29 protein-coding genes are annotated in these 24875 nt (G+C 68.6%); 18 read left to right on the top strand and 11 right to left on the bottom strand.

Going from position 1 to position 24875, the window contains the following annotated elements:
* Positions 1-110: 110 nt before the first annotated feature.
* Together AU195_RS03800 and AU195_RS03795 are read right to left on the bottom strand one after the other, a co-directional pair.
* Positions 111-1679 carry a phytoene desaturase family protein gene (locus tag AU195_RS03800; protein ID WP_059157730.1) on the bottom strand — a complete coding sequence of 523 codons (1569 nt, stop codon included), beginning with the start codon at positions 1677-1679 and terminating at the stop codon, positions 111-113.
* A gap of 53 nt (positions 1680-1732) precedes the next feature.
* Positions 1733-2338 (bottom strand): TetR/AcrR family transcriptional regulator, encoded by a 606-nt coding sequence (locus AU195_RS03795; RefSeq protein WP_059157729.1) that lies wholly within the window; start codon positions 2336-2338, stop codon positions 1733-1735.
* Positions 2339-2407: 69 nt separating this feature from the next.
* Here AU195_RS03795 and AU195_RS03790 point away from each other — a divergent pair, with 69 nt between their 5' ends.
* Positions 2408-2902 carry a DUF2834 domain-containing protein gene (locus tag AU195_RS03790; protein ID WP_059157728.1) on the top strand — a complete coding sequence of 165 codons (495 nt, stop codon included), beginning with the start codon at positions 2408-2410 and terminating at the stop codon, positions 2900-2902.
* Positions 2903-2940: 38 nt separating this feature from the next.
* Here the strand turns inward: AU195_RS03790 and AU195_RS03785 are convergent, their stop codons facing one another.
* On the bottom strand, positions 2941-3945 hold the full coding sequence (locus AU195_RS03785) for an oxygenase MpaB family protein (RefSeq protein WP_157531016.1): 1005 nt from the start codon (positions 3943-3945) through the stop codon (positions 2941-2943).
* A 71-nt stretch (positions 3946-4016) separates the two neighbouring features.
* On the opposite strand from AU195_RS03785, the gene AU195_RS03780 reads away from it, so the two are divergent.
* From AU195_RS03780 to phoU, 5 genes are all read left to right on the top strand, one after another.
* The gene (locus AU195_RS03780; RefSeq protein ID WP_059157726.1) at positions 4017-4601 is read left to right on the top strand and encodes a TetR/AcrR family transcriptional regulator; all 585 of its coding nucleotides are present in this window, start codon (positions 4017-4019) and stop codon (positions 4599-4601) included.
* A 214-nt stretch (positions 4602-4815) separates the two neighbouring features.
* Positions 4816-5811, top strand: coding sequence for an acyl-ACP desaturase (locus AU195_RS03775; protein ID WP_059157725.1), 996 nt, complete (start codon positions 4816-4818; stop codon positions 5809-5811).
* A gap of 29 nt (positions 5812-5840) precedes the next feature.
* Positions 5841-6974 (top strand): tRNA dihydrouridine synthase DusB, encoded by a 1134-nt coding sequence (gene dusB, locus AU195_RS03770; RefSeq protein ID WP_059157724.1) that lies wholly within the window; start codon positions 5841-5843, stop codon positions 6972-6974.
* Positions 6975-7158: 184 nt separating this feature from the next.
* Positions 7159-9297: an LCP family protein gene (locus AU195_RS03765; protein ID WP_059157723.1), complete on the top strand. Its 2139-nt coding sequence runs from the start codon at positions 7159-7161 to the stop codon at positions 9295-9297.
* 90 nt (positions 9298-9387) lie between these two features.
* Positions 9388-10056, top strand: coding sequence for a phosphate signaling complex protein PhoU (gene phoU / locus AU195_RS03760; protein WP_011561891.1), 669 nt, complete (start codon positions 9388-9390; stop codon positions 10054-10056).
* A gap of 54 nt (positions 10057-10110) precedes the next feature.
* On the opposite strand, the gene pstB is transcribed toward phoU, so the two are convergent.
* From pstB to AU195_RS03730, 6 genes are all read right to left on the bottom strand, one after another.
* The gene (gene pstB / locus AU195_RS03755) at positions 10111-10887 is read right to left on the bottom strand and encodes a phosphate ABC transporter ATP-binding protein PstB (protein WP_059157722.1); all 777 of its coding nucleotides are present in this window, start codon (positions 10885-10887) and stop codon (positions 10111-10113) included.
* A 22-nt stretch (positions 10888-10909) separates the two neighbouring features.
* Positions 10910-11842, bottom strand: coding sequence for a phosphate ABC transporter permease PstA (gene pstA, locus AU195_RS03750; RefSeq protein WP_059157721.1), 933 nt, complete (start codon positions 11840-11842; stop codon positions 10910-10912).
* On the bottom strand, positions 11839-12888 hold the full coding sequence (pstC, locus tag AU195_RS03745; protein WP_059157720.1) for a phosphate ABC transporter permease subunit PstC: 1050 nt from the start codon (positions 12886-12888) through the stop codon (positions 11839-11841). Before pstC ends, pstA begins: the two co-directional genes overlap by 4 nt.
* 49 nt (positions 12889-12937) lie before the next feature.
* Positions 12938-14047 carry a phosphate ABC transporter substrate-binding protein PstS gene (gene pstS, locus AU195_RS03740; protein ID WP_157531017.1) on the bottom strand — a complete coding sequence of 370 codons (1110 nt, stop codon included), beginning with the start codon at positions 14045-14047 and terminating at the stop codon, positions 12938-12940.
* A gap of 121 nt (positions 14048-14168) precedes the next feature.
* The gene (mshD, locus tag AU195_RS03735) at positions 14169-15077 is read right to left on the bottom strand and encodes a mycothiol synthase (protein ID WP_059157718.1); all 909 of its coding nucleotides are present in this window, start codon (positions 15075-15077) and stop codon (positions 14169-14171) included.
* A complete protein-coding gene (locus AU195_RS03730; RefSeq protein WP_059157717.1) occupies positions 15074-15847 on the bottom strand; it encodes a winged helix-turn-helix transcriptional regulator in 774 nt (257 codons plus the stop codon). The genes mshD and AU195_RS03730 overlap by 4 nt, the downstream gene beginning before the upstream one ends.
* Before the next feature lie 172 nt (positions 15848-16019).
* Here AU195_RS03730 and lmeA point away from each other — a divergent pair, with 172 nt between their 5' ends.
* The 9 genes from lmeA to AU195_RS03690 all read left to right on the top strand — a co-directional run bounded on the left by lmeA (position 16020) and on the right by AU195_RS03690 (position 20634).
* Entirely contained in the window at positions 16020-16817 is a 798-nt protein-coding gene (gene lmeA / locus AU195_RS03725; RefSeq protein WP_059157737.1) for a mannan chain length control protein LmeA, read from the top strand.
* Positions 16814-17236 carry a thioredoxin family protein gene (locus tag AU195_RS03720; RefSeq protein ID WP_059157716.1) on the top strand — a complete coding sequence of 141 codons (423 nt, stop codon included), beginning with the start codon at positions 16814-16816 and terminating at the stop codon, positions 17234-17236. Before lmeA ends, AU195_RS03720 begins: the two co-directional genes overlap by 4 nt.
* 28 nt (positions 17237-17264) lie before the next feature.
* A complete protein-coding gene (locus tag AU195_RS26340; protein ID WP_353612150.1) occupies positions 17265-17354 on the top strand; it encodes an Ms5788A family Cys-rich leader peptide in 90 nt (29 codons plus the stop codon).
* Between the two features lie 91 nt (positions 17355-17445).
* The gene (locus tag AU195_RS03715; protein ID WP_059157715.1) at positions 17446-17916 is read left to right on the top strand and encodes a DUF4395 domain-containing protein; all 471 of its coding nucleotides are present in this window, start codon (positions 17446-17448) and stop codon (positions 17914-17916) included.
* A 29-nt stretch (positions 17917-17945) separates the two neighbouring features.
* Entirely contained in the window at positions 17946-18779 is an 834-nt protein-coding gene (locus AU195_RS03710) for a sulfurtransferase (protein WP_059157714.1), read from the top strand.
* Between the two features lie 4 nt (positions 18780-18783).
* Complete coding sequence (locus tag AU195_RS03705) at positions 18784-19086, top strand: DUF1416 domain-containing protein (RefSeq protein ID WP_059157713.1); 303 nt, start codon at positions 18784-18786, stop codon at positions 19084-19086.
* A gap of 161 nt (positions 19087-19247) precedes the next feature.
* Positions 19248-19568 carry a DUF732 domain-containing protein gene (locus tag AU195_RS03700; protein WP_059157712.1) on the top strand — a complete coding sequence of 107 codons (321 nt, stop codon included), beginning with the start codon at positions 19248-19250 and terminating at the stop codon, positions 19566-19568.
* Positions 19569-19708: 140 nt separating this feature from the next.
* Complete coding sequence (locus AU195_RS03695) at positions 19709-20383, top strand: heme-binding beta-barrel domain-containing protein (RefSeq protein ID WP_059157711.1); 675 nt, start codon at positions 19709-19711, stop codon at positions 20381-20383.
* Positions 20383-20634, top strand: a complete 252-nt coding sequence (locus AU195_RS03690) for a hypothetical protein (protein WP_059157710.1) — start codon at positions 20383-20385, stop codon at positions 20632-20634. Before AU195_RS03695 ends, AU195_RS03690 begins: the two co-directional genes overlap by 1 nt.
* 260 nt (positions 20635-20894) lie before the next feature.
* Here AU195_RS03690 and AU195_RS03685 read toward each other — a convergent pair whose 3' ends face one another.
* Positions 20895-21773: an aminodeoxychorismate lyase gene (locus AU195_RS03685; RefSeq protein WP_059157709.1), complete on the bottom strand. Its 879-nt coding sequence runs from the start codon at positions 21771-21773 to the stop codon at positions 20895-20897.
* A gap of 32 nt (positions 21774-21805) precedes the next feature.
* Here AU195_RS03685 and ygfZ point away from each other — a divergent pair, with 32 nt between their 5' ends.
* Complete coding sequence (gene ygfZ / locus AU195_RS03680; protein ID WP_059157708.1) at positions 21806-22876, top strand: CAF17-like 4Fe-4S cluster assembly/insertion protein YgfZ; 1071 nt, start codon at positions 21806-21808, stop codon at positions 22874-22876.
* Between the two features lie 137 nt (positions 22877-23013).
* The gene (locus AU195_RS03675) at positions 23014-23193 is read left to right on the top strand and encodes a DUF3073 domain-containing protein (RefSeq protein ID WP_011561914.1); all 180 of its coding nucleotides are present in this window, start codon (positions 23014-23016) and stop codon (positions 23191-23193) included.
* Between the two features lie 13 nt (positions 23194-23206).
* Here the strand turns inward: AU195_RS03675 and purM are convergent, their stop codons facing one another.
* Positions 23207-24280 carry a phosphoribosylformylglycinamidine cyclo-ligase gene (purM, locus tag AU195_RS03670; RefSeq protein ID WP_059157707.1) on the bottom strand — a complete coding sequence of 358 codons (1074 nt, stop codon included), beginning with the start codon at positions 24278-24280 and terminating at the stop codon, positions 23207-23209.
* Between the two features lie 107 nt (positions 24281-24387).
* Here purM and AU195_RS03665 point away from each other — a divergent pair, with 107 nt between their 5' ends.
* On the top strand, positions 24388-24822 hold the full coding sequence (locus tag AU195_RS03665; protein WP_059157706.1) for a cupin domain-containing protein: 435 nt from the start codon (positions 24388-24390) through the stop codon (positions 24820-24822).
* Positions 24823-24875 lie beyond the last annotated feature (53 nt).

The following is a 24875-nucleotide window of genomic DNA, read 5'->3' as shown; positions in this document are numbered from 1 at the left end:
CTGGAGAACACCAGCCGAGAAACTCAACGAACTACTCTCAAACCCACCAGCTGTTGCATCCACCGCTTGAAACCGCCGCCCATTTCCGCGATCTCACCGGAGTCTCGACGCTAATTCCGTTCCGCGAGCGCCTGCGTGGCCGCGTTGTAGCCCGGCACGAACGTGATCCCCGGCCCGCCGTGGCAGCCCGCGCTGCCCAGGTACAGTCCGTCGATCGGAATGGGCTGATCGACATATCCTTTCGGTCCGGGACGGTTGGGACCGATCTGGTCGGGGTGGATCAGGCCGTGGCAGTAGTCGCCGCCCGGAGCGCCGAACATCGTGCCCATGTGTTTCGGCGTGAAGGTGGTGTGCCGGATGATCAGATCCTCGAAGCCCGGCGCCAGCCGGCCGATCTTCTCGATCACCCGACGCCCCATCTCGGCCTTCATCTCGCCGTAGCTCGACGGTTGGCCGGGGCCGGGGATCGGGAACCACAGCGAGAACGCCGACGCGGCGTGCCGTCCGGCGGGCGCCAGCCCCGGGTCGTTGACCGACGGGATCTGCAGGGCGATCGCCGGGTCGGCGGGCACGACGCCCCGCCTGCAGTCCTCCCACTGCTGCTGCAGTTCCTCGGGGGTGCTGAAGATGCCGATGTTGGACTGCATGGCCGGATCGTTGAGCAGTTCGTAGGGCGCCGCGAACTCCGGGACACCGTCGAGCGCGAAGTGCATCTGCAAATAGCTGCCGCGGTGGTCGATGCGCGCGAACCGTTCTCGCACATCCGCGGGCAGGGCGGTGGGGTCGATCAATCCGTTGACCGTCAGATCCGGTGCGACGGCGGACACGACGACCGGCGCGGCGATCGTCGACCCGTCGTCGAGGCGCACACCGGTGACGCGGCCGCCGGCGACGAGGATCTCCACCACCCGCGAGCGCAGCCGCACCTCGCCGCCCGTGGACTCGAACTGCTCCCGCAGGTGCTCGGTCAGCGCCCCGATACCGCCCCGGAGCTTCTTGACCAGCAGCGCGTTCTCGTCGGGAACGGCGAAACCGTAGGCCAGTGCGGCGGCGGTGCCGGGGGTCTGCGGCCCCCGATAGGTGGTGTTGACCGCCAGCAGCGACAACATCCCCCGCAGCGCGCCGTGCTTCTCGCGGTCGGGCAGGTACCGGTCGAGCACGTCGGTGACCGAGGCGAACAGCAGGTCGGTGATCGTCGACCGCTCGAACTCGTTCGTCGCGCAGGCGTACATCTCGTCGATCGACTTCGGGGGCACGCCGGCCTCGAACCGGCCCAGCGCCCGCGTCGGCGCCTGACACCACGCCATCAGCCCGGCCATGCCGTTGACCGCGTCCGCACCGTGCACCTCGTTGAGGTGGGTCAGCAGTCTGATCGGGTCGGTGTAGTAGACGACGGGCTCGTCGCCGACGCCGCGCAGCGACACCGACATCACGTCGAGGTCCACCGTCGGCAGCGCGTCGAGGCCCAGTTCTCGGCTCACCGTCGCCGACGTCGGGATCTGCACGGAGCCGGCGATCTCGAACCGGAAACCCTCGAAAAGCTCGACGGTGGAGGCCATTCCACCCGCGTAGAGCTTGGCGTCGAGGCACACGGTGCGCAGCCCCGCGCGCTGCAGCAGAGTCGCCGCGGTGAGCCCGTTGTGCCCCGCGCCGACGACGATCGCGTCGAAGTCCGCCATCGACCGAGGCTGGCACGACGTGCCGAGTTTTGTCAATATTGACAAAACTGCGGTCAGTCGAGGTCGCCGATCCCGCCCGCGACGGTGTCCAGCGCCTCGCGGGTCAGCCGCGCCAACTCGGGCAGCGACCGACCGCCGCCGAGCATCCAGACCTCCATCGCGCCGAACACCGCGGCCGCGATGCAGCGGGCGGTCACGGTGATCCGCATCCGCGCGTCGCTGCCGGGTCCGGGCGCGTCGTCGCGGGTGAGATGCTCTTCGATCGCGTCGGCGAACTCGGTTTCGACCTGGCGGATGTGGCGCGAGACGCGGCCCGGATCGAGCTCCTCGGCGCGCAACGTCGCGATCTTGGGCAGCGCCGCGTCGTCGTACGGCGACGCCATGATCGCCGCATGCACGGCCTCGATGAGCGACTGGTCGGCCGATCGCTTCGCCAGCGCCGTGCGGAACCACTGCAGGCCCGCGTCATAGTCGGCGAACAGCAGATCGTGCTTCGATGCGAAGTGGCGGTAGAACGTCCGCAGCGACACCCCGGCATCCGCCGCGATCTGTTCGGCCGACGTCTCCTCCACGCCCTGGGCGAGGAACCTGACCAGCGCCGCCTGGCGCAGCGCCTCGCGGGTGCGCTCGCTGCGTGCGGTCTGGGCGGGCCGGGCCATGCTGGCAAAGTACCGCACCGAAGTTATGTCAATATTGACAAAACTTTGGCCGGTCACGAGACTCCCGTTATGGTCTCGCTCCTCCTCCACGGGATTCTCGGTCTGGTCGTCGTCGGCGTCCTCATCCGATCCAATCCGCAGATCTACTCGCGCGTGCCGGCCGGCGCGCAGATCTCCGCGCTCGAGGCCTTCTACTACCTCGTCGGGATCGCCTCGATAGTGCTCGGCTACTACTTCAACAACCAGTACGTCGAGCAGTACGCGCCGCCGGACGGTCTGCACAATTTCGTCTGGGGCCCGGGCAGCTGGTCGGAGTTCATCGCGCTCGGCTACGACAATCCGGCGGCCAGTTCGGCCAGCCAGGACTACACGATCATGAGCGTGTTGATCTTCCCGGTGTGGGTGACCGTCGACGGCCGCAGGCGTGGGGTCAACCACGCCTGGCTCTTCATCGGCTTCATCCTGTTCGCCAGTTCGGCGTCGGCCTGGGCGTTCTACCTGGCCGCCGTCGAACGCCAGCGCAGGCAGCAGAAGGGAAGGGTCGCAGTCGAATCCGCGGTCTGACGCGCAGGCGGCGAAAGCCCGGTGTCCCGCGAGGGCGATCAGACCTTCGGGCTGTAGTGCATCGGGCTGTCCCGGTATTCGACTGGCGGCAGGTTGCGCGGCGGCGTGTGCACCAGCGGGGCGTCGGCGGGCAGCCGTCCGGCCGAGCGGTCCCAGCCGGCGCGGGCGCGGGGATGGTAGCGCCTGCGCTCGGGCAGCACCTTGAACACGAGGTTGACCGCGCGTCCGAACAACCGGTGCAACCGCTCGTCACGTGCAGACCAGTTGTGCCCCATCAGCTCCCGCACCGGCGGGTCGTACAGGCCGACGGTCACCCACACCGCGAACGGTCCGAGCGCCTTAAGCTGCAGCCGCCACATCCAGTCCGGAACCCACTGCAGCGACGGATGTTTCGGCATGGTCGACAGGTCGAGCACTTCGCGTGCGGCCCAGTTGTTCTCCAACACGTTGCGGCACATGTGGTCCCAGTACTCCTGGAACTCCTCCCACGTCTTCGGCACCGGGCGCATGCTCATCCCGTACATCCGGTACCACGTGATGTGCTCGTCGAACAGCTGGCGCTTCTCGTCCTCGGTGAGGCCGTCGCCGAAGCGCTCGGCGGTCAGGATCGTGCCCATGAAGAACGTGGAGTGCGCCCAGTAGAAGACGTCGGGATTGAGGGCGCTGTAACGGCGCCCCTGATCGTCGACGCCCTTGATGCCGATGTGGTAGTCACGCACCTCCGCCCCCGTCTGCGGGGCGCGGTCACCGTCGAACACCACCCCGCCGATCGGGTACAGCGAGCGCAGCAGCCGCGGCATCCGTTCGAGGAAGAAGATCGAGTGCTCCTGCACGGCCGCGCCGAGCTGGGGGTGCATGTTCTGCATCGAACCCGCCCACGGCCCTTGGAGCAGGCCACGCCAGTCGCCGAACAGCTTCCACGTCAGCGAGTCCGGCCCCAGCGGCGGCGGCCCGTCATAGCCGCCCGACGTCACCGGACATCCACTGGCCACAGGGGCGGAATCGCTGGCCGCCACGGGTACCTCGGAAGTATCTTGACTCACTGGTGCACTTTCCTGTCGGCGTCAGTGACACAAATTGACTACGTACGTTGTCACCAGAGCTTAGGAGCCATGTGTCTTCCGGTCAACGACGCGGGCGCTGGTCCGGGGTCCCCCTGCAGGACCGCCAGGCGTTGCGCCGCGACGAACTGATCGCCGCAGGCGTCACACTGCTCGGCGGCGCGGGCGGGCCCGCGCTGACGGTGCGCGCGGTGTGCCGCGAAGCCGGTCTGACCGAACGCTACTTCTACGAGAGTTTCGTCGACCGCGACGAATTCGTCCGCGCCGCCTACGACGACGTCTGCACCCGGGCGATGTCGACCCTGCTCAACGCAGAGACGCCGCGCGACGCGGTCGAGCGCTTCGTCGCGCTGATGGTCGACGATCCGACCCGCGGACGGGTGCTGCTGCTCGCACCCGCGTCCGAACCCGTGCTCACCCGGTCCGGTGCGGAATGGATGCCCAACTTCATCGAACTGGTGCAGCGCAAGCTCACCCGCATCACCGACCCCACCGTCCAGGCGATGGCCGCCACCGGACTGATCGGGGCGCTGACCGCGTTGTTCACCGCCTATCTCGACGGCCGGCTGGGCGCCACCCGCGAACAGTTCATCGATTACTGCGTCGACATGCTGCTCAGCCGGGTCACCAGCCACTGACCCCGCAGCGTGGCGGCGCCCGATCGGGGGTACTCCGCACGGACGCCGCACCGCCCGCGAATAAGCGGTCCCCGCTGGGCGAACGGACGCCCGTGACCCACGTGACACTCGTCCGACCGAACTTGATGTCACTCGGGTACACACATATATTGAGTGCAACCAACAGGTACAGATAACTCCCACGAGCTCTGCACCGCGAGGAGGACGAGCACCGATGCACGAGAACCTGACCGACCTGCACCTGCTGCACGAGCTGGAGCCGGTCGTCGAGAAGCTCCTCAACCGGCACCTGACCATGCGCAAGGACTGGAACCCGCACGACTTCATTCCGTGGTCGGACGGCAAGAACTACTACGCCCTCGGCGGTCAGGACTGGGATCCCGAGCAGTCGAAGCTCTCGGAGGTCGCCCAGACCGCGATGGTGCAGAACCTGCTCACCGAGGACAACCTGCCCTCGTATCACCGCGAGATCGCGATGAACATGAGCATGGACGGGGCGTGGGGCCAGTGGGTCAACCGCTGGACGGCCGAGGAGAACCGGCACGGCATCGCGCTGCGCGACTACCTCGTCGTCACCCGCGCGGTCGATCCCGTGCAGCTCGAGGAACTGCGTGTCGAGCAGATGACCCGCGGCTTCTCCCCCGGCCAGAACCAGCAGGGCGATCTGTTCGCCGAGAGCCTGTTCGACTCGGTCATCTACGTGACCTTCCAGGAGCTCGCGACGCGCGTCTCGCACCGCAACACCGGCAAGGCGTGCAACGAGCCGGTCGCCGATCAGCTGCTGCAGCGCGTCTCGGCCGACGAGAACCTGCACATGATCTTCTACCGCGACGTCTCCGAGGCCGGCTTCGACATCGCCCCCGACCAGGCCATGCACTCCCTGCACCGGGTGCTGCGCAACTTCAAGATGCCCGGGTACACCGTGCCGGAGTTCCGCCGCAAGGCCGTGATCATCGCCGTCGGCGGCGTCTACGATCCGCGGATCCACCTCGACGACGTGGTCCGGCCGGTGCTGAAGAAGTGGCGCATCTTCGAGCGTGAGGACTTCACCGGCGAGGCCGCCCGCATGCGCGACGATCTCGGCGTCCTGGTGACCGAGCTCGAGGAAGCCTGTGAGAAGTTCGAGGCCGCCAAGCAGAAGCGTCTCGAGCGCGAAGCCAAGATGGCCGAGAAGAAGGCCGGGAAGGTGCTCGCGTCATCAGCGTCGTAACCCCTGAGCGCGACACGGCCCGATCCGACCTGCGGATCGGGCCGATCGCGTTGCGCAGCCCGGTCGTGCTGGCACCGATGGCCGGCGTCACGAACGTCGCGTTCCGCACGCTGTGCCGTGAGCTCGAGGTGGCCAGGGCCGGCACCGTCAGCGGCCTGTACGTGTGCGAGATGGTCACCGCTCGGGCACTCGTCGAACGCCATCCGGTGACCCTGCACATGACCACGTTCGCGCCCGACGAGTCGCCACGGTCTCTGCAGCTCTACACCGTCGACCCGGACACCACCTACGCGGCGGCGAAGATGATCGCCGACGAAGGCATGGCCGACCACATCGACATGAACTTCGGCTGCCCGGTGCCCAAGGTCACCAAGCGCGGGGGCGGTGCTGCGCTGCCCTACAAGCGCCGACTCTTCGGTCAGATCGTCGCCGCCGCGGTGCGCGCCACCGAGGGCACGGACATCCCCGTCACGGTGAAGTTCCGGATCGGCATCGACGACGCCCACCACACCCACCTCGATGCCGGGCGCATCGCCGCCGAAGAGGGGGCGGCCGCCGTCGCCCTGCATGCCCGCACCGCGGCACAGCGCTACTCGGGCACCGCCGACTGGGATCAGATCGCCGCGCTCAAGGCTCACGTCAGCACCGTCCCGGTGCTCGGCAACGGCGACATCTTCGACGCCGACGACGCGCTGGCGATGATGGCCGCCACGGGCTGCGACGGCGTCGTGATCGGGCGCGGCTGCCTGGGCCGTCCGTGGCTGTTCGCCGAACTGTCGGCCAGGTTCACCGGCCGCCCGCTGCCCGTCCCGCCCACCCTCGGCGAGGTCGCCGACATCATCCGCAGGCACGGCGACCTGCTCACCGACCACTTCGGCGAGGACAAGGCCATGCGCGACATCCGCAAGCACGTCGCGTGGTACCTGCACGGATTCCCCGCCGGATCGGATCTGCGACGGGCACTCGCGCTGGTCAAGACGCGCGCCGAGCTCTCCGAGCTGCTCGACCGGCTCGATCCCGACGTCCCTTTCCCGCCCGCCGCGACGGGCCCGCGCGGTCGTCAGGGCTCGGCCGCGTCGGTGTCCCTGCCGGAGGGCTGGCTGGCCGATCCGGACGACTGCACGGTGCCCGCTGGTGCGGACGTCATGCACTCCGGCGGCTGACCAGTAGCGATACCGAGACGTTCTCGAGACGTTCTCCGGCTGGATGCCTCACAGGATTGCTCGTTACGATGTGGTTCTCGCTGCAGCCCGGCTCCGGTGGCGGAGTTCTCGATGCGCTGCTACAAGACAGTGAGCCCGCGCGCGTTCTCGGCGCGCACCACGCGAAGTCGGAGGCCGGTTGGAGATGAGTGACGGCGACAGCCACGGTGCTGATGCCACTCCCGACCCTCGGCGTCCCCGCGAGCCACGGTCCGACTGGGACAACCAATGGCTTACCCGATCCAACCGGCGATCGGCGGGTGCCGCGCCGTGGGAACGCAGTGAACCCCTCAGACGCGCGCAACCGGAACCGGATGCCGACGTCGACGTGCCCGAAAAGACCGACGAGTCCGGAGAGCCAGGTGGCAGCCACACCGAGGGTGTGGTGACCGTCGCCGACCTGATCGCCAAGCTCAACGGCGACGGCACGGCGCCGGCGGAGATCACGCCCAAGCGCAGGCGCGCCGAGCCCGAACCGGAGCCCGAACCCGAACCGGAGCCGGAGCCGCCCGCCGCAGAAACCGAGATCATCGAGGCGATCCGCGAACCCGTCCGCGAGCCGGCCGACCCGGACCGCCAGGACACCGAGATCATCCCCGCGGCGACCGGCGCGTATGCCGACCACCTGCCCGTCCTGGCCGCGGATCCGGGTGACCGGGTGCCGCCGTACCGCATCGGCGGCGGCGGAACGGCGGTCGCTCAGGACGAACCGCACCGGCGCCGCCGGATCATCCTGGCCGGACGTGCCGCGGCCGCACTGCTCGCGGTGCTCGCGCTGGTGCTCACCGGCGGCGCCTGGCAGTGGCAGTCGTCGAAGAACAACCTGATGAACCGGGTGTCGGCGCTGGATCAGGACAGCCGCGACATCGTCGATCCGAACGCCCAGTTCGGTGACGAGAACTTCCTGATCGTGGGTGTGGACAGCCGCATCGGCGACAACAGCGGCATGGGCGCGGGCACCACCGACGACGCCGCAGGCGCCAGGTCGGACACCGTCATGCTGGTCAACATCCCGGCCAACCGGAAACGCGTCGTGGCGGTGTCCTTTCCCCGCGACCTGTCCATCGATCCGATGGAGTGCGAGCCCTGGAATCCGGAGACGGGCGCGTACGGTCCGATCGAGGACCCGGAGTCGCCGATGTACGGGCAGGAAACGGTCTACACCGAGTACAAGCTCAACTCGGCGTACGCGGTCGGCGGGCCGAAGTGTCTGGTCAAGGTCGTGCAGAAGCTCTCCGGTCTGTCGGTGAACCGCTTCATGGCCGTCGACTTCGCGGGGTTCTCCAAGATGGTCGACGCGCTGGGCGGTGTCGAGGTCTGCAGCACCGAACCGTTGGAGGACTACGAACTCGGCACGGTGCTGCCGGTCGCCGGCCGCCAGATGGTCGACGGGCACACCGCGCTCAACTACGTGCGCGCCCGACAGGTCACCACCGAGATCAACGGCGACTACGGCCGCATCAAGCGCCAGCAGCGGTTCCTGTCGTCGCTGCTGCGTTCGCTCATCTCCAAGGAAGTGTTCTTCTCGCTGTCCAAGCTCAACAACGTGGTCAACATGTTCATCGACGACAGCTACGTCGACAACATCGACACCCGCGACCTGGTGACGCTGGGCCAGTCGATCCAGGGGGTGACCGCGGGACGGATCAGCTTCGTCACCGTGCCGACCACCGGCTACGCCGACGAGTACGGCAACGAGACACCCCGCACCGACGATATGAACGCGCTGTTCACCGCGATCATCAACGACGCCCCCCTGCCCGGGGAGAAGAACGCGGACAACACCCCGGTGCCGGGCACCCCGGAGTCGACGACGGCGGATCCGGAGGCCGAGGCGGCCGGATCCGACGACCAGCCGAACGCCGAACTGGTCAACGCCGTCACCACCGAACCGCAGGACGTCACTGTGCAGGTGTCGAACTCGACCGGGCAGACCGGCCTGGGCGCGACCACCGCCGGAGCGCTGCAGGAGTACGGCTTCAACGTCACCACGCCCGATGACTACCCCAGCGCGATGACCGCGACGACGGTGTTCTTCTCCCCCGGCAACGAGCAGGCGGCGGCCACGGTCGCGTCGTCGTTCGCCAACCCCACCATCGAACGGGTCGGCGGCATGGGCGACATCGTCCAGGTGGTGTTGGGCAGCGACTTCGACACCGTCGGCGCCCCGACCCCCAGCGGCTCGCCCGTCCAGGTGAACGTGTTACACGACACCGGCAGCACGCCGGCTCCCCTGCCCGAGGATCTCAACGTCACCAACGCCGCCGACACCAGCTGCGAATAGCCCGCCCGGAAGCGTTCGGGCAGGTGGCATTCACCGTCAGTTCACCCGCGGCTCCGTGACGATGCCTCCTGTGACCTCTAGTCTGGACACATGCGAACCGCGTACCACGAGCAACTAGGGGCCCTCACCGATCAGCTGGGTGAGATGTGCGGCCTGGCCGGCGGAGCGATGGAGCGCGCGACACAGGCACTGCTGCAGGCCGACCTGGTTCTGGCCGAACAAGTCATCTCCGACCACGATCAGATCGCCACCATGAGCGCCCGCGCCGAGGAGGCCGCGTTCGTGCTGCTGGCGCTGCAGGCTCCCGTCGCGGGGGATCTGCGCGCCGTGGTCAGTTCCATCCAGATCGTCGCCGACGTGGACCGGATGGGCGCGTTGGCGCTCCACGTCGCCAAGATCGCGCGGCGCCGTCATCCGCAGCACGTGCTCCCCGAGGAGGTCAACGGCTACTTCGCCGAGATGGGCCGCGTCGCGGTCGAACTCGGCAACGCCGCGCAGGAGGTGCTGGAGACGCGGGATCCCGAGAAGGCGGCCCGCATCCAGGAGGAAGACGATGCGATGGACGATCTGCACCGTCACCTGTTCACCGTTTTGATGGACCGGGAGTGGAAGCACGGTGTGACCGCGGCCGTCGACGTGACGCTGCTGAGCCGGTTCTACGAGCGCTTCGCCGATCACGCCGTCGAGGTGGCGCGCCGCGTCATCTTCCAGGTCACCGGCGCGTACCCGACCGAAGAGGTCATCCCGACGCCGCGCTGAGTCGCACATACGTCGAAAGGCCCCGCCGCGGCGGGGCCTTTCGTGTGAGACGGCTCAGCCGAAGCGGCCGGAGATGTAATCCTCGGTTGCCTTCTGCCGCGGGTTGGAGAAGATCTTCTCGGTGTCGTCGATCTCGATGAGCCGGCCGGGCCTACCGGTGGCCTCGAGGTTGAAGAACGCCGTCTGATCGCTCACCCGCGCCGCCTGCTGCATGTTGTGGGTGACGATGACGATGGTGAAATCCTGCTTGAGCTCCGCGATCAGGTCCTCGATCGCCAGCGTCGAGATCGGGTCGAGGGCCGAACACGGCTCGTCCATCAGCAACACGTCGGGCTGCACCGCGATGGCACGGGCGATGCACAGCCGCTGCTGCTGACCGCCCGACAACCCGCCGCCCGGTTTGTCGAGGCGGTCCTTGACCTCGTTCCACAGGTTGGCGCCCCGCAGGGAGCGCTCGGCGACCTCGTCGAGCGTCTTGCGGTTGCGCACCCCCTGCAGTTTGAGCCCGGCCACCACGTTGTCGCGAATAGACATGGTGGGGAACGGATTCGGACGCTGGAACACCATGCCGATGGTCTTGCGCACGCCCACCGGGTCGACGCCGGCGCCGTAGATGTCCTCGCCGTCGAGCAGCACCGAACCCTTCACGTACGCACCGGGAATGACCTCGTGCATACGGTTGAGCGTGCGCAGCACGGTGGACTTGCCGCAGCCCGACGGGCCGATGAACGCGGTGACGCTGCGCGGCGGCACCGACATCGAGACGTCGGCGACCGCGTGGAACGCGCCGTAGAAGATGTTGACGTCCTTGAGGTCCAGACGCTTGGCCATGGTGGTTTTCTCCTAAACCTGCTCAGACCTTTTTAGGGGCGAAGAATTTGGCGAGATAACGCGCGCCGACGTTGAGCAGCGCGATGAGGACGACGAGGGTGAACGCCGCACCCCAGAGGCGGTCGGTGGGAACCGGATTCGCACCGGCGCCGGCCGAGGTCTGGTCGTACATCATGCCGGGCAGCGATCCCATGAAGCCGCCGAACATGTCGAAGTTCATGGCCTGGGCGTAGCCGACCAGGATGAGCAGCGGCGCCGTCTCACCCATCACGCGGGCCAACGCCAGCATGATGCCGGTCACGATGCCCGACAGCGCGGTCGGGATCACGATCGCCGAGATGGTCTTCCACTTCGGCACGCCCAGTGCGTAACTCGCTTCGCGCAGATCCATCGGCACGACCCGCAGCATCTCCTCGGTCGAGCGCACGATCACCGGGATCATGAGCAGCACCAGCGCGAGTGACACCGCGAAACCCGACCGTTCGAAGCCCAGCGTCGCCACCCACAGCGCGTAGATGAAGAGCGCCGCCACGATCGAGGGCACCCCGGTGAGGATGTCGACCATGAAGGTGGTGACCTTGCCCAGGCGGGTGCCGCCGCCGTACTCGACCAGATAGATGCCGACGAACACCCCTACAGGGATGGAGATCACCGCGCACACCAGCGCCTGCAGGACGGTGCCGACGATCGCGTGGTAGGCGCCACCGCCCGCCTGGAACGCCGTCATCCCGGCCTGCGAGTTCGTCCACCACGTCGACGAGGTCACCGCACCGATGCCCTTCGCCACGACCGTGAACAACACCCACAGCAGCGGCACGATCGCGACCACCACGGAGGCGGTCACCAGGACGGTGGCGACGCTGTTGGTGATCTTGCGACGCGTGCTGACCCCTTGGAAGGTGGGGACCTTGACGGGCCGGTCCAGGGTGGCCGCGGGGGTAGCGGGCGTGGTCATGAAGCGGACCGATCCTTTCCGGAGACCGCGGCGCGGGCCAGCGAGTTCACCACGAACGTCAGGATGAACAGCACCAGCCCGGCGGCGATGTAGGCGCCCGCCTTGTACTGGTCGTTGAATTCGCTTGCCGCGGCGGCGATCTTGCTCGCGAACGTGTAGCCGGCGTCGAACAGCGACCAGCCGAACGCCTGCTGGGTGCCGCGCAGGATGATCAGCAGCGCGATGGTCTCACCGAGCGCGCGGCCCAGACCGAGCATCGCGCCGCTGATGTAGCCGGACATGCCGAACGGCAGCACCGTCGTGCGGACCACTTCCCAACGGGTGGCGCCCAGTGCGAGCGCCGCCTCGATCTGGCCGCGCGGCGTCTGGACGAACACCTCGCGGGTGACCGCGGTGATGATCGGCAGAATCATCACCGCCAGCACGATGCCTGCGGTGAAGATCGTGCCACCGCCGGCCACCGACGCGTTGCCGGTCTGGAACAGGAACAGCCACCCGAGGCTGTCGTTGAGCCATACCGCGAACGGTTTGATCGCCGGGGCCAGCACGTACAGGCCCCACACGCCGTAGATGATCGACGGCACCGCGGCCAGCAGGTCGACCATGTACCCCAGCGGGCCGACCACCCGTTTCGGGGCGTAGTTGGTCAGGTAGATGGCGATGCCCAGCGCCACGGGCATCGCCAGCACCAGTGCGAACACCGACACGAACACGGTCACCTGAAGCAGGTCGAGGATGCCGAACTGCATCGCCGACGTGTCGGTGGTGACCCAGTTACCGCCGTAGAGGAAGAAGTTCGCCTCGTTGCGTGACAGCGCGGGAACCGCGCGCCACAGCAGGAAGAGCCCGATCGCCACGATGATGGCGACGATCAGGACGCCGGAGCCTTCCGCGAGTCCGCGGAAGACCCGGTCGCCGAACCTCACCTTGGCGTGGCGCGACGGGTCGGTGGAGATGGGTTCCGGTTCGGGGAAGGGCGCGGCCACGGCCTCGCCCGATCCCCGTTCCGTGGGATTCGGATATGTCACATCCAGCCTGTCGGTCATCGGATTCGCATTCCATCCTCACCGTGTTCGTGTCGCGGCGCCACCAGGGTCAGGCAGTCGAGCCGATGGCCTCGATGGATCCCAGCAGCCGCTCCTTGAAGCGGTCGGGTAGCGGGACGTAGCCGGCGGCGGACAGGCCGCCCTGCGCGTCGTTGGCGGCCACGGTGAGGAAGGACTTCACCGCGGCGGCCGTCTCGGCGTCGTAGCCGTTGGAGCAGACGATCTCGTAGGTGGCCAGCACCAGCGGGTACGCCCCGGCTTCCTTGGTCCCGTACAGCGAGTCGAGGTCGAGTGCCAGGTCGTTGCCCTCACCGGCGAACTGCGCGGCGTCGATGGCCTTGCCCGCCGTCTCGTCGGTCAACTCCACCGGACCGCCACCGTTGTCGATCTGGGCGTAGGGGATTCCGGCCTGATCGGCGAAGCCCTTCTCGACGTAGCCGATGGAACCCGGGGTCGCCTGCACGGCCTGCGCGACGCCCGCCGACTTCTGGGCGCCCTCGCCCGCGCCACCCTGGAATTCGCTGCCGTCGCCCTTCGTCCACGTCTGCGGGGCGGCCGCGGCCAGGTACTTCTGGAAGTTGTCGGTGGTGCCCGACGAATCCGAGCGGAAGATCGGGGTGATCGCGGTGTCGGGCAGGGTCTTGCCCTGGTTCAGCCCGGCGATGGCCGGATCGTTCCAGGTCTTGATCTGGCCCTGGAAGATCTTGGCCAGGGTGTCGCCGTTGAGTACGAGGCCGTCGACGCCCTCGATGTTGTAGGCGAGCGCGATCGGGCCGAACACCAGCGGGAGGTTCCACGCCGGGTTGCCGCCGCAACGCTCCGCGGCCTGCTGCGCCTGCTCCTCCTTGATCACCGAGTCGGACCCGGCGAAGTCGACGTTGCCCGCGACGAACTGCTCGCGGCCGGCGCCGGAACCGGTCGGGTTGTAGGAGAGGTTCTTGCCCGCGCACTTCTGGCCCCACACCTGGTTGAACACGGCAATCGCGTTCTGCTGGGCGGTGGAACCCTCGGCGGTCACCGAGTTCTTGCCACCGCAGTCGGCGCTGGCCGAACCGGTGCCGGAGGCCCCGGTGGTTTCGGCGGTGCCCGCGTTGTTGTCGCTGCCGCACGCGGTCAGCGTCAGCGCGGCGATCGCTGTGGCGGACACCACCATGCCCATGCTCTTGAGCTTCACTTATCCCACTTTCGTAGACGGCTTCGAACTCAACGCGCAACGTATGCGGCGCTGGTGGACGGATCGCCTATCGCGGGTTAACGGGCGGTGAACAGGTTCAGTGATCTCACAGGTTGCCGGCGGAGGCGGCGTACGCGGCGTCGACGGAGAACACGTCGAAACCCAGGCGCCGGTACGTTTTCACCGCCGCGGTGTTGTCGCCCTCGACGTAGAGCATCACGGTCGGCTGTGAGGAACCCGACAGTCGCCGGGCGAGATGATGCAGTCCGGTGAGCGTGAGAGTGGCGCCCAGACCGCGGCCCTGGGCGGCCGGGTCGACGCCGACCACGTAGACCTCACCGAGGTCGGGTCCGTGGATCTTCGTCCAGTGGAAGCCGAGCAGGTCACCCGACGCGTCGTCGAACGCCATGAATAGGCCCTCGGGCTCGAACCACGGCTCGGCCCGCCGTTCGGCGATGTCGGCGCCGGTCCAGCCGCCCTGTTCGGGGTGCCAGGCGAACGCGGAGTTGTTGACGCGCAACAACTCCCGATCATCTCCGGGTCCGGAATACGTGGCCAGCCGAACACCGTCGGCCACCGTCACCGGCGGCAGGTCGGTGAGCGGGCGACGCATCTGCAGCAGCTCGCGCACCACCTGCAGGCCGAGCGCGCGGGCGGTCGCCTGCGCGGCCTCGAGGTTGCCGTGCGCCCAGATCCGCGCCGACGCACCGCCTTCGGCGAGCCCGGCGCGGGCCATGGCCGCCCCCGTGCCGCGCCGCCGGAAGTCCGGGTGGACCACCAGTTCGGCCATCGGCGGTGCGGTGTCGGAGGGGGGCGCGAGGTTGAGGTACCCGACGACCCCTCCGGTCTCCGGGTCGACGGCCAGCAGGTGCCGGGTCCGGTCGACAGACAGTTCCCGCAGCACCTGATCGCCCACCGGGGCGACCCCGTCGAGGCGGGTCGCTGCCGCGATGACGTCGCGGATCCCACCCTGCTCGCCGTCGGTCAGCGCGCTCCGCCAGTCGATCGACGTCACGGTGCGCGCAACGGGTCCGCCAGCGAGGGCGGCACGCTGTCCGGCGTCTCGTAGTCGTCCTCGTCGTCGGACAGTTCGGTCTCCGGTGCGGGCGGGCGGCCGCGGGCGGGCCGCACCGCCTTGTAGCCCACGTTGCGCACGGTGCCGATCAGCGATTCGTATTCGGGCCCGAGTTTGGCGCGCAGGCGACGGACGTGCACGTCGACCGTGCGGGTGCCGCCGAAGAAGTCGTAACCCCACACCTCCTGCAGCAGCTGGGCACGGGTGAACACCCGGCCGGCGTGCTGGGCGAGGTACTTCAGCAGCTCGAATTCCTTGTAGGTCAGGTCGAGGGGGCGGCCACGGAGCCGGGCCGTGTAGGTGCCCTCGTCGATCACCAGTTCGCCGAGGCTGATCTTGCCTGCGTTCTCCTGGTTCGCCACCCCACCGCGGCGCCCGACCAGCAACCGCAGGCGCGCATCGATCTCGGCGGGCCCCGTCCCGGGCAGCAGGATCTCGTCGAGGCCCCACTCGTGATTCACGGCCACGAGTCCGCCTTCGTTGACGACCGCCACCACGGGCACCGACGTCCCGGTCGTGCCCAGCAACCGGCACAGGCCGCGCGCGGCGGCCAGGTCGGTGCGGGCGTCGCCGATCGCGACGTCGGCGGTACCGGCTTCCAGCAGCGACGAGACCTCGGTCGGGGCGGCCCGCACGTTGTGCGCGAGTAGCGACAATGACGGCAGAACCGACTCGGGGTGCGGGTCGACGGTCAGCAGCAGTAGATCCACAGGCCCTCCAGCAGTCCGGGGGCGTCGGCCGACGTCGATGTGCGGTGATCTCCCAGATTTGTGCCTGACACACGGCCGTTACCGGCCGTTGGGTCAAGTAACGATAGCGCGCCACCGGCAAATCAGCCGCGTCAAGTCGGGTCGCGCAAGCCGGGTAAGCCAGAATGTGGCGATGCGCAAGGTGCTGATCGGGCTCGTCGCGACGGTGACCGCAGTGGTCGTCGGAGCGGTCGGCGTCGATTTCGGCACCGCCATCTACGCCGAATACCGCTGGTCACGGGTGTTGCGTGAGGTCGCGAACCTCGATGCCGACCCGTGGGTGGGGATCATCGGCTTCCCGTTCGCCACCCAGGCGATGGATCACCGCTACGGCGAGGTGGAGCTCCGCGCCAGTGGTGTGGATCACCCCGTGGTGGGTAAGGCGTCGCTGGAAGCGACCCTGCACGACGTCGACCTCGGCGAGACGTCCTGGCTGGTCCGGCCGGACGCACCGATGGCCGTCGGCAAGGTGGAGAGCCGCATCATCATCAACTCCACGCACGTCGGCCGCTTCATCGGGATCCCGGACCTGCTGGTCGAGGCCCCGACCGGGGAGACCAACGACGCGACGGGCGGCACCACCGAGTCCGGCATCTCCAGCAACAAGGGGGTGGTGTTCACCGGCACCCCGGAGGCGGCGGGCTTCGACGAACGGGTGTCCGTCGCCGTCGACCTGTCCGTCAGCGGACCCGACCAGACGACGCTGGTGATGACGGCCACCGAGGTGCTCACCGGCGCGGGCACGGCCGAGCAGGCGGTGCCCGAGGACAAGACCGCCGCGGTGCTGGACGCGTTCAGCGCCACCATGCCGGGCCAGAGACTTCCGTTCGCGATCGCGCCGACCGCCCAGGGTGCGCGCGGTTCGGATGTCATCATCGAGGGCATCGCCGACGACATGACCATCACACTCGACGGGTTCAGACAACCGTGAGCTCGTCATGGATCGTGGTGATCGCGGTGCTCATCGCGGTGTTCGGCATCGCGCTCGTGGTGGGCCGCCTGATCACCCTGCGCGCCGGCCTGCTCAAGGGCGAGGCCGCCGCGGCGAACATCGACACCTCCGGGCTCGGCCTCTCCGACTCGGGTCCGACCGTCCTGCACTTCAGCGCCGTGTGGTGCGGGCCCTGCGACGCCGTGCGCCGCGTGGTCGACCAGGTGTGCCGCGAGCTGCCCGAGGTCGCGCACGTCGAGATCGACATGGACGCCAATCCGGAAGCGGCCAGGCGGCTTTCGGTGTTGTCGCTGCCGACCACGATCATCTTCGACGCCCACGGCCGTCCGCGCTACCGCACCTCGGGCGTGCCGAAGGTCGCTGACCTGCGGTCCGTGCTGGAGCCACTGTTGGCCTGATCACCCTGTCATTGGGTAAGCTGGCCGGGTGTTCGCCCGCCTCGAGCTGATGCTCACCAAGCGCCGCGCAGTCGATCTGTGCCGCACCGCGGGTTGTTGCTGTTGTTGTTGTAGCTGAGCGTCCTCGCGCGGCCATGGTCGCGTTCGCTCGAGCTAGCGGCTCTGGCCTGTCCACAACCAGACATCCAACGCAACAGGAGTATGACCACATGTCCACGCCGACCGACACCGCGTCGGACCCCCGGGTCGACGTCCGCGGTCCCCGGTTCACCGCCTGGGTGACCACCGGCGTGCTGGTCGCGACGCTGGTGCTGTCCGCGGTGAGTCCGCTCGCGGCGGCGGTGCTGCTCGGCGCGCAGAGCGTCGTCTTCGCGATCGGCGCCCTGCGCGGTCCCCGTCAGCACCCGTACGGCATCGCGTTCCGCCGGCTGATCGCGCCCCGCCTCGGCCCGGTCACCGACCGCGAACCGGCGGCCCCCTTGAAGTTCGCCCAGCTCGTCGGCTTGGTCTTCGCCGCCGTCGGCACCATCGGATTCGCCGCGGACTGGTCCGCGGTCGGTCTGGTCTTCACCGCGTTCGCCCTGTTCGCGGCGTTTCTCAACGCGGCCTTCGGCATCTGCCTTGGCTGCCGGCTCTACCCGCTCGCCGCCCGGCTCCGCCGGGTCCCCACCCCCGCATGACTTCGCAATAAGCAACGAAAGGATCATCGATGGCTCGCTCCGACGTCCTGGTCACCACCGACTGGGCCGAGAGCAATCTCGACGCGCCGAACACCGTGTTCGTCGAGGTCGACGAGGACACCTCGGCCTACGACACCGGACACATCCCCGGCGCCGTCCGGCTCGACTGGAAGACCGAACTGCAGGACCAGGTCAAGCGTGACTTCGTCGACCAGCAGCAGTTCTCGAAGCTGTTGTCGGACAAGGGCATCGGCAACGACGACACCGTCATCCTGTACGGCGGCAACAACAACTGGTTCGCCGCCTACGCCTACTGGTACTTCAAGCTGTACGGCCACGAGAACGTCAAGCTGCTCGACGGCGGCCGCAAGAAGTGGGAGCTCGACGGGCGTCCGCTGTCCAGCGATCCGGCAGACCGCCCCGCGACCAGCTACACCGCCAAGCAGCCCGACAACACCATCCGGGCTTTCCGCGACGAGGTGATCGCCGCGATCGGCGCCAAGAACCTGGTCGACGTGCGTTCCCCCGACGAGTTCTCCGGCAAGATCCTCGCCCCGGCGCATCTGCCGCAGGAGCAGAGCCAGCGCGCCGGCCACATCCCCACGGCCATCAACGTGCCGTGGAGCAAGGCCGCCAACGAGGACGGCACCTTCAAGTCGGATGAAAATCTCGCCAAGATCTACGCCGACGCCGGCCTGGACGGTGAGAAGGAAACCATCGCCTACTGCCGCATCGGTGAGCGTTCCTCACACACGTGGTTCGTCCTGCAGGAACTGTTGGGACACAAGAACGTCAAGAACTACGACGGCAGTTGGACGGAATACGGCTCCCTGGTGGGGGCCCCGATCGAGTTGGGAAGTTAGACATATGTGCGCTCCTCCTAAGCAAGGCCTGGCACTGCCCGCCAGCGTCGATCTGGAGAAGGAAACCGTGATCACCGGTCGTGTGGTGGACGGCTCCGGCCAGGCGGTCGGCGGCGCCTTCGTGCGCCTGCTCGACGCCTCCGACGAGTTCACCGCCGAGGTCGTCGCGTCGGCCACCGGGGACTTCCGGTTCTTCGCCGCGCCGGGCACCTGGACGCTGCGCGCGCTGTCGAAGGTCGGCAACGGCGACGCCACCGTCGCCCCGTCGGGCGCCGGGATCCACGAGGTCGACGTCAAGGTCGCCTGACCGGACTGATCGTTCGCCACGCCGGGGCGTCCGCGCCCCGGCGTGCGCGTTGACGGATTCGCAAATTTCTGTGAATTCGCTGCACATCCCACGATGGTCGGTCACGATGTGGTCAATTCCTGCGTCGTCGCAGGTGTCCACCCCGTTGAACAGGACTGACCATGAACGTGACGCTCGTGTGCGCGGCCGCATCAGCAATCGGCGCCGTTGCGCTGGCGACCGCACCCGTTGCCGCCGCCGGGCCCGAGGAGGACTTCCTCACCATCATCCGCAACGAGGGCATCGTGTGGGAGGCGGTCGACACCCCGGCCGTCCTCGACACCGGCCATGCCGTCTGCTCGGACTGGAGCAACGGCGCCACCTTCGCCGACGAGGTGTCCGATCTGCTCAGCGTCACCGATTGGACCGACTATCAGGCCGGTGTGTTCATCGGGGCGGCGACCGGCGCGTTCTGTCCCCAGTTCGAGTACAAGATCGGCTGACCGGCCGGACGCGAACCGCGTTCCGCCTGCGGTTAGACTGGTTTCGTGGTCCTGTTCTACGAAATCCTGTTGGTGGTGTGCACCTTGGTGATCACGTGGTTCGCGCTGTACGCGCTCTACCGCCTCATCACCGACGAGTCGTGACCGCACCGCACGAACCCGAAGACGCCGCCGGTTCCATCTTCTCGACGTCCGGCGACCGCGCCGTAGCGGACGCCGCCGAACGGGCCAAAGTCACTGCGTCGCGCAACATCCCCGCTTTCGACGATCTCCCCTTGCCCGCGGACACCGCGAACCTGCGCAGGGGGGTCGATTTCAACGACGCGCTGCTCGCACTGCTGCCGTTGGTCGGCGTGTGGCGCGGTGAAGGAGAAGGCCGGGGCCCCCACGGCGACTACCGGTTCGGTCAGCAGATCGTCGTCTCCCACGACGGTGGCGACTACCTGAACTGGGAAGCCCGCTCGTGGCGGCTGACCGAGTCCGGTGAGTACGAGCGGGTGTGGTTGCGGGAGACGGGGTTCTGGCGTTTCGTGTCCGATCCCGGTGACCCCTCCGAATCGCAGGCGATCGAACTGCTGCTGGCCCATTCGGCCGGCTACATCGAATTGTTCTACGGCCGGCCGCGCAACCAGTCGTCGTGGGAGTTGGTCACCGACGCGCTGGCCCGCAGCAAGTCGGGGATGTTGGTCGGCGGCGCGAAGCGGCTCTACGGCATCGTCGAGGGCGGCGATCTGGCCTACGTCGAGGAGCGTGTGGACGCCGACGGCGGGCTGGTGCCGCACCTGTCGGCGCGGCTGTCGAGGTACGCCGGATAGTGCGCGTGCGGACGATCACGGCGGTTCTGGCCGCCGCGGGGCTGTTGGCGGCGTGTGCGGCCGAGCAATCGCCGTCGGAATCCGGACCCTCCTCGAGCCCGAGCGGCCACGGCTCCTACGCGGAGTGCCTCAACGAGCACGGTGTGCCCGCCGCACCGGGCCCGAACACCGGTCCGCCCGCCGGCGTGGACCGGGCGGCATGGGACGAGGCATTGAAGTCCTGCGCGTCGCTGGCGCCGGGTCCGGGCTGACGCGGGAGCCGAAAGACCCGGGAAATGGGCGACCCCCGAGCCGTTGGTTCCTGGTTGGACGGACCGAGGGGCTCGGGGGCCGGGTGACTGCGGGGAATTCGCCAGCGCACGCAGGTCGGTGCTCGACTTCCCCGGTGCTGCTAGCGGGCAGCCACCTCACATGTCCATAAGTCACTCAATTTGTCGGACCACCTCCTTCCCTGTGTACGAGCGACCGTACCCGCGGATGCTCGCACCGACAAGGAATTTTCGGTACGCCGTCAGCGATCGCTGACGATGGCCGCGTCGACCAGCGCGGCCATCTCGCCCGCCAGCGGCGTCGGCCGCAGCGGCACCCCGTCGAGGGTATGCACCCGGGCCGCCAGCGTGATGCTGGAGACCAGCCAAACACCCTGTGCCGCAGTCAGATCGGCAGGAACCAGCGCCCGGTAGTCACAGTCGTAGCCCTTGTTGCGCGCCACCTCGAACAACGCCTGCTGGGTGGTGCCGCGCAGGATCGGATACCACGGCGGCGGGGTGAGCAGCCCCAGTCCGCCGTCCTCCATCTCGGTGGCGATCACCACTGTCGACCGCGGCCCCTCGAGGATGTGGCCGTCGGAGCTGACGAAGACGACGTCGCCGGCGCCCTGCTTCTCGGCGTGCCGCAGCGCGGCCATGTTCACCGCATAGGACAGCGTCTTGGCCCCCGCGAGCAGCCACGGCAGGTCGGCGGCGCCGGTCGGTAGGCCGCGCGCCAGCGTCAGCGCCGCCACCCCGTCCCGGCGGGCGGCCGCCACCCGGGCCGGCAGAGCACCGATCGTGACGAAAGCGGTTGGTGCGCCGCCGCTTTCGCGGCCACGGCTGTACACCAACCGCAGCACCCCTTCGTCGCCGCCGTCCGCCGCCCAGCGGTGTACCGCGGTGGTCACCGTCGAACGCCAGCGCGGCAGATCGGGGGCGGGCAGTTCCATCAGCCGCGCCGACTGGGCGAGCCGTCCGAGGTGCGCCTCCAGCAGGCAGGGACGGCCGTCGCGGACCAGCAGGGTCTCGAAGATGCCGTCGCCCCGGACGGCGGCCAGGTCGTCGGCATGCAACAGGGGTGTCTGCGCGTCGTGGACGGCACCGTCGAGGGTGACGACCACAGCGGGTCCGCTCGCCATGGCCCACCAGCGTAGACCCGTAGAGTTGACCTATGTCAGCAGTACCCGTGCCCGAAGGGCCGGACGCCGGGGCGGTGTGGCACCACGGCGACCCGCTGGGCGAACAGCGCGCCGCCGCCGACGGCGCCGTGGTCGTCGACCGCTCACACCGCGCCACCCTCGCCCTGACCGGCGGTGAACGCCGGTCCTGGCTGCACACCATCTCCAGCCAGCACGTCAGCGAACAACCCGACGGCACGGTCATCCAGAACCTGAGCCTCGACGGCCAGGGCCGGGTGGAGGACCACTGGTGGCAGACCGAACTCGGCGGCGTGCTGTATCTGGACACCGAGCCCTGGCGCGGCGATCCGCTGTCGGCCTACCTCCGCAGGATGGTGTTCTGGGCCGACGTGACGATCGAGCCCGCCGACCTCGCGGTGTTGTCACTTCTGGGTCCCGCGTTGGCCGACACGCCCGTTCTCGACGCGCTGGGGCTGGGTTCGCTACCGGCGGAATCGACCGCGACAGCCCTGCCCGGCGGTGGTTTCGTGCGACGGCTGCCCGCCGACGGACTTGAACTCGACCTCGTGGTGCCCCGCGCGGAGGCCGCCGACTGGCAGAGCCGACTCACCGCCGCAGGCGTCCGCCCGGCCGGGGTGTGGGCCTACGAGGCGCACCGGGTGGCCGCCCTGCGACCCCGGCTGGGGGTCGACACCGATGAACGGACCATCCCGCACGAGGTCGGCTGGATCGGCAGCGCGGTGCATCTCGACAAGGGCTGCTACCGCGGCCAGGAGACGGTCGCCCGCGTCCACAACCTGGGAAAACCGCCCCGCATGCTGGTCCGGCTGCACCTCGACGGGACCACCGACCGTCCGTCCACCGGTGACCCGGTGCTCGCCGGCGGCCGCACCGTCGGGCGGGTCGGCACCGTCGTCGAGCACATCGACGACGGTCCGGTGGCGCTCGCGCTCGTCAAGCGCGGCCTGCCCGCCGACACCCCACTGACCACCGGCGGAGAGGTCGAGGCGAGCGCGGTCATCGACGCCGACTCCCTGCCGGACACCGACCACGTGGGCGCGGGCCGGCTTGCCGTGGAGCGGCTCCGCGGCGGCGGCCGGTGAGTCTGGTCACCGCTGGCGAGGGCATGCCAGCACATGGCGGGCGGGCACGCTAAAGTGTTGGCAGGACAATAACGACATCGGAGAATCGGAGCCGCCAGTTCTCAGGGCCGCTCCGTTATTGCGCGAGGGGGTCCCCTATGGGCCGCGGCCGGGCGAAGGCGAAGCAGACGAAGGTTGCTCGTGACCTGAAGTACAGCTCGCCCCAAACTGACTTCGAACGGCTACAGCGCGAGCTGGCCGGCGGGTCCGACGACTTGGACCCCAGCGACGGCGTAGCCGACGACCCGTGGGCGCCCGAGGACGACTGGCGCCGCTAGTCCTTCCGTCGCATCAGAACCGCGGGTGCTGACCCACCAGCAGTGCCCGCGGCTCATCCTTGCCACCCTTTTTGACGGTCCCGAGCGTCCAGCTGTCGATGTGGCGGGCCGTCAGGATGGCCAGGGCGCGATCGGTGTCCTCCGGCGCGACGACGGCCACCATGCCGATACCCATGTTGAACGTCTTCTCCATCTCGGTGCGCTCGATGCGGCCGCGCTGGGCGATCATCTGGAACACCGGCGCGGGCGTCCATGTGCCGCGGTCGAGTTCCGCCATCAGACCGTTGGGCACCACGCGCTCGAGGTTCCCGGCGAGCCCGCCGCCGGTGATGTGGCAGAACGTGCGCACCTGGGTCTCGGCGGCCAGCGCCAGGCAGTCCTTGGCGTAGATCCGGGTCGGCTCGAGCAGTTCCTCGCCCAGGGTGCGACCGAACTCCTCGACGTGGCCGGCCAGGTTCATCCGGTCGATCTCGAGCAGCACCTTGCGGGCCAGCGAGTAGCCGTTGGAGTGCAGGCCCGACGATCCCATCGCGATGAGCACGTCACCGGGGCGGACCCGGTCGGGGCCCAGCACGTCGTCGGCCTCGACGATCCCGACGCCGGTCGCCGAGATGTCGTAGTGGTCCGGGGCCATCAGGCCGGGGTGTTCGGCCGTCTCGCCACCCAGCAGCGCGCAGCCGGCGAGTACGCAACCCTCGGCGATCCCGGCGACCAGCTGGCTGACCCGCTCGGGAACCGTGCGCCCGACGGCGATGTAGTCCTGCAGGAACAGCGGCTCGGCGCCGCACACCACGAGGTCGTCGACGACCATCGCGACCAGGTCGAGCCCGACCGTGTCGTGCTTGTCCATCGCCTGGGCGACGGCCAGCTTGGTGCCGACACCGTCGGTCGACGAGGCCAGCACGGGTTCGCGGTAGCCGCCGCGCAGTGCGAACAGGCCCGCGAACCCGCCGAGCCCCCCACGCACCTCCGGGCGGGTGGCTTTCGCGGCCAGGGGTTTGAAGAGTTCGACGGCGCGATCACCGGCTTCGATGTCTACACCGGCCGACGCATAGGAAATGCCGTGTTGTTCGGCGCGCTCGGTCATCGAGGGAAAGGCTACCGGTCGCGGTGTGCAGACGGTAAACGCCATCGGCGATCCCTGCCTGCGCGTTTCCCCGCGGCCGGGTCACCGGTGTGACACCGTTGGCGCCCATGAACTCCACGCGCGTTGCCCTGACCGCCGCGGCAATCACTTTCGCGGCAGCGACCGCCCCGGCGGCGCCCGCGGCGGCCACACCCGCTCGTGACACCCAGGGCACGATCCTGTGGGAGATGACGGACGCCGGGACCGACTACATCTTTCGGGAGATCACCATCGCCCCCGGTGGGAGCACCGGCTGGCATTCCCATCCGGGTCAGTTGTTCGCCACCGTCAAGGAGGGCGTCTTGCTGCACCACCGGGCGGACTGTTCGGTCGACGGTTTCTACGTCGCCGGTCAGGACATCAGCGAGAAGGGTGGCCCGGGCTACGTGCACATCGGCCGCAACGTCGGTCCGACGCCGCTGGTCCTGCAGGTCCTCTACCTCAACCCCTCCGGTGCGCCGCTCGCCGACGACGCACCCGATCCCGGCTGTGGGTTTGCCTGAGCCGTTCTGCGGTCATCCGTGCGCGTACCGGCTCCGAATCACACGAGACGGCA

Source organism: Mycobacterium sp. IS-1496 (genome assembly GCF_001499995.1).
In the GTDB taxonomy this organism is placed as follows: domain Bacteria; phylum Actinomycetota; class Actinomycetes; order Mycobacteriales; family Mycobacteriaceae; genus Mycobacterium.
This window is presented reverse-complemented; position numbering and strand designations above follow the sequence as displayed.